This window comes from Streptomyces sp. NPDC057565, assembly GCF_042801455.1.
Classification (GTDB): Bacteria; Actinomycetota; Actinomycetes; order Streptomycetales; family Streptomycetaceae; genus Streptomyces; species Streptomyces yanii.
In genome coordinates this window covers 1-4027 of the sequence record NZ_JBHVFU010000148.1, presented here as the reverse complement: position 1 = coordinate 4027, position 4027 = coordinate 1, and the positions used below count along the sequence as shown (strand labels likewise).

3 protein-coding genes are annotated in these 4027 nt (G+C 67.4%); 2 read left to right on the top strand and 1 reads right to left on the bottom strand.

The window, feature by feature from the left end; translation table 11 throughout:
• A partial coding sequence (locus tag ACFU8W_RS52120) for an IS200/IS605 family accessory protein TnpB-related protein (RefSeq protein WP_384052879.1) occupies positions 1–1595 on the bottom strand: 1595 nt, incomplete at its 3' end.
• A gap of 396 nt (positions 1596–1991) precedes the next feature.
• On the opposite strand from ACFU8W_RS52120, the gene ACFU8W_RS52115 reads away from it, so the two are divergent.
• On the top strand, positions 1992–2756 hold the full coding sequence (locus ACFU8W_RS52115; RefSeq protein WP_384052876.1) for a transposase: 765 nt from the start codon (positions 1992–1994) through the stop codon (positions 2754–2756).
• A gap of 710 nt (positions 2757–3466) precedes the next feature.
• Positions 3467–3922, top strand: a complete 456-nt coding sequence (locus tag ACFU8W_RS52110; protein ID WP_384052874.1) for a hypothetical protein — start codon at positions 3467–3469, stop codon at positions 3920–3922.
• Positions 3923–4027: the final 105 nt, after the last annotated feature.

The following is a 4027-nucleotide window of genomic DNA, read 5'->3' as shown; positions in this document are numbered from 1 at the left end:
TGCTGCGTACCGGGCGCATCCCGAACGGTGTTGGATGCGCTGGGTTCCCGCGTTCGCGTCCCGTTCGGTGACGGCCCTCCGGGCGGCCGGTCCGTGGCGGGTGGGCGGGTTCCCTCACGCCCCCGGTCACCTGGTCCGGCCTGGGCGGTCCGATGCCCCGCACGATCGCTCCGGTCGTGCGGGGGCGGTGCCGTCCGACGCCGGACCGGGTGCCCGAGGGCGCGTCGTCCGATCGCGATGCCCGCGGCATCGTGACGGGACATGGTGCGGTGGGAGGTGGTCAGTGGCTTCTGCCAGTGCTGGGCACCCCACAAAGTGGTGTAGGCGGGATCGACCGCGACCATGCTCAGGCCCTGTTCGGCGGCCATCGACACCAGCCGGGCCTTCAGTTTCCCGGTCGGAATACCGGAAATGAGCTGCCGGAACCGCTTCCTGCGGCCGTGCTTCTCCCGGGTCTTCTCGGTGCTGAAGTCGAGGTCTTCGATGCCGATCGCTGCGACCCCGGCCTGCACCGCCCAGTGGATCAGGCGGGTCAGCGCGTGGCGGAGCTGCGCGTCGCGGTGACCGACGGTCCCGGACAGGTCGAAGCCGAACCGCCGGGGCCCGCCGACCGGGTTGCCGTGCCGGTCGAGGCGGTAGGCGGCGAAGTGGTCGGCGTTGGTGTCGACACCGATCATGCCCCGGGCGCGGGCGGCCTCCAGCGGGATGGTCTTCACGACGGGGCGTTGCCAGGACGCGGTGAGATACCAGCGGCCGCGCTCCGTATCGAGGTGGATGCGGTAGGCGACGGCCCGGTTCGCGGCGATGCGGTCGACCCACTCCACACCCCGATGCGCGAAGCCGATCCGGGAGGCGAGGACGTACCGGCCGTGCCCGGCGTTGGCCAGGTGCGCGAGCTTGGCAGGCAGCTTGATGCTGACCTCACCGTCCGGGGTGACGCGGATCGTCTCGTTCCCGAACCGCTTCCCCGACTCACCATCGGCCCCGATGAACCAGCGCTCCGCCTCCCAGCGTTCCCGCCACTGCTCCTCGGTGAGCCCGGCCTCGGCGAGGTGGTGGCGGGTGTTGAGCAGACGCTTGCCGCCCCGCACCACCCGCACCCGCCCGGCCTGCCACTCGGCGACAACGGCCGCATGCCGCGCCTCCAGGGCCGCGAGGCGGCGGGACTTGTGGAACCACTCAGTCCGGGAGTGGTAGCCTCCTGCGGCCCGCTTCGTTCCGGGTGCACCGACCGGGAGGGACAGGCGGTGCCGCAGCATCTTGATCCCGGCTGCCAGCGTCTGAATGTGCGCGGCCTGGCAACGGCGCGCGAGCGCCCATTGATCGTGTGTGGCCTTGGTGATCGCACCCGCGATCCGCGACGACGACTCCTTCGTCAGGTCCCGCTTACGCGCTGCCCAGGTGTCCGCACTGTGCTCCAGACCATCCGCACAGCGGGCCTTGAGATCACGGGAAGCAAGCGCACCCTGATGCTCACCGACCGCACGCAGCACCATCTCGTCCCGGGGAGTGAGGTGCTTGAGACGGTCCCGGACCGCCACCCCGCAAGGCCCCGGCACCACGAAGGGCACGGCCAACTCCCGCACACCACCCACCACATCACCCCCTCCCACCAGGCCGGACACCCATCACCCAGCCCAACGAGCAGCAGCCGCCAAGGTCACCCATTCGACCACAGAACCCCCGTTCCCACCCCCACAAACCCACCGACAGGACTCACTCCCACACACCACCACTCACTTCAGCTCAGCAAACCGACAGCAGCTCACAACCCCTAAACCGGCGCGCAGGAGGCGCGCCGGAAACCGGTACATCGGAGGCGAGCGCGGCGTCAGTCAGTTCTGTGCTCACCTCTGACGTCCTTTTCTGCTCATGCTCGTCAACGTGACCTGTCCGCACCGAGGCCGGTACGGCAACCAACGCCAAAGCTACAAGACCCCACTGACAACGCTCCGCGCGATGGCAGAACTTCGAGCTCTACGATTACGTTCATGCGCCTGCGTCTTGCCTGTTGTACCTCGGCCGACCTCCGTGCCTGGACCGGCCTGACCAGGCCGCAGATGCACCATCTTGTCGGGCAGCTGTGGGAAATCAAGCCGGATATCGGCCGCGGCCGGCCCTGGGCACTGCCCTTCGCCGACAGGGTCCTGCTGATGGTGCTCGCCTACCGGACCGACCTCACCATGCAGCAACTCGGCTCCCTCTTCGATATCTCCCACGCCGCCGCTCACCGCGTCATCGCCCGGCTTGCCAAGCCGCTTACGCAGCTTCTCGGACCACCGCCCACCGACCGGCGCGAACTATGGCTCGTCGACGGCACACTCATCCCCGTCCACGACCAGCAGCGCACCGCGAAAAGCAAAAACTACCGGCGCAGCGTGAATGTCCAGGTCGTCTGCCGGGCCCGCGACCGGCGCGTCGTCGCCGTGGGGGACGCGTGGCCAGGCAACCGCAACGACATCGTCGTTTTCCGCGAAACCGTCGGCATCACATTGCCCGACCATCCACGCCTGTCCGGTGACGGCGGCTACCGCGGTAGCGACCGCATCCGAACACCCCGCCGCAGCCCGGACGGGCGCATCATCAAAGACCGGAACTACCGCCGGTTCCGTAAACGCAGGGCCGTCGCCGAGCACACTATCGCCCGCCTCAAAGACCATCAGATCCTGCGCCAATACCGGCGCCGCGGCGAGGCGATCAACCACGCCGTTGCCGGGGTTGCAGCACTCCACAACCTCAAGCTCGACATCCAGTAAACAAGGCACCCATCGCGGTGAGGCACGTCCCGACCCGTATTACGTGATAGCTCTTAGCCAGAGCGCATCCGGCCTTGGGGACCAACGGAACAGCCAGTATCGACGAGATTGATCTTGAACGGTGAGAGGATCCTGGCGACGAGAGGATCGCCGAGGTCCGGGTGTCATTCACGAACGTGTCACCAGCCGCGAACGGTCATGGCGAGTACCGGGCAGTCCGCTCGATAGTGAGGCCAAAGACCGGCAGAGTTCCGGTGCTGCACCGGATACCACTCACCACGCCCCATGGCCGACGAGGCACCAGCAGACGAGCCGGCTGCGGGCCGGCCAGGTGACGAACACGCCGCCCGCTCGCGCGTCACAGCCCTGGCACCCCACCGGGCACGGAGGGTGAGTCAGCAGCGCCCAGGCCGACCTTGAATGGCGCCAGCGTCCTGAAGCTTCCGGGCCGGTGCCGTGTCACCGCCCTCCCGGAAGTCACGGCACCCACGACCGGCAGGCGGGCGACCCGGGCCAGAACCCAGCAGTGACGTCACTTGTCGATGGGTTTGGGAGGCACGGTGGCTCCTGTGAGCGTGGGGGGCGTGTCACTACTGTTCTCCGGCAGGCTTCTGCCCTCACACTCTGCCGGTCGTGGTTCTTCTGGATCTTGCCTGTCCGTGCCAGCCTGAGGCGTCTGGGGACTTGGTCGGCCGGCAGATGGGGGCAGGGTGGGGGACATTGCGGTGCAGGTGAATAGCGGCTTCGACGGCCGGTTGAAATGGCGCTCTCGCTATCTGATCCACAGAGCCCGCCGCCGAGGCCAGACCGGGCTGCTGTTGCAGGTGGACCTGCGTGACGGGCCCCGCAGCATGTCACTCAAGTGGTGCCTGGTGTCGGTCACCGAAAGTGGGCGCGATCTCTGCAGCGTGGATCGGACCAGCATCAGAAAGGTTCGTTTCATCCCTTTGCCCCCAGGTCCGCATCCGCTGCACCTTGAGGTCATGCGGTATCGCAAACGTCGCTCCACACAGGTCCAGCGGAATGTTGTGCTCGGCCAGGGAGACATTCTCCTGGTGACGTGCGACCCGGTACAGCCGAACGTCTTCTACCGACGTAGTCCCGTGGTGGACACCTGGAGTGCGCAGATCCTCCAGCAGCACCAAGCGGATCCGAACGCCTGCTGAGCTGGAGCTCGCTAGTGCCGTATCAGGCAACGTTTGCCCTGTTGACGAGGGCTTGTAGGCGTTGGTCCTCGGCATGGCGGTTTCGCCAGATGATGTAGCGGCGGA

Excerpts from the sequence above, each read along its gene's own strand:
- ACFU8W_RS52115 (WP_384052876.1), top strand. The coding sequence starts at position 1,992 with ATGCGCCTGCGTCTTGCCTGTTGTACCTCGGCCGACCTCCGTGCCTGG.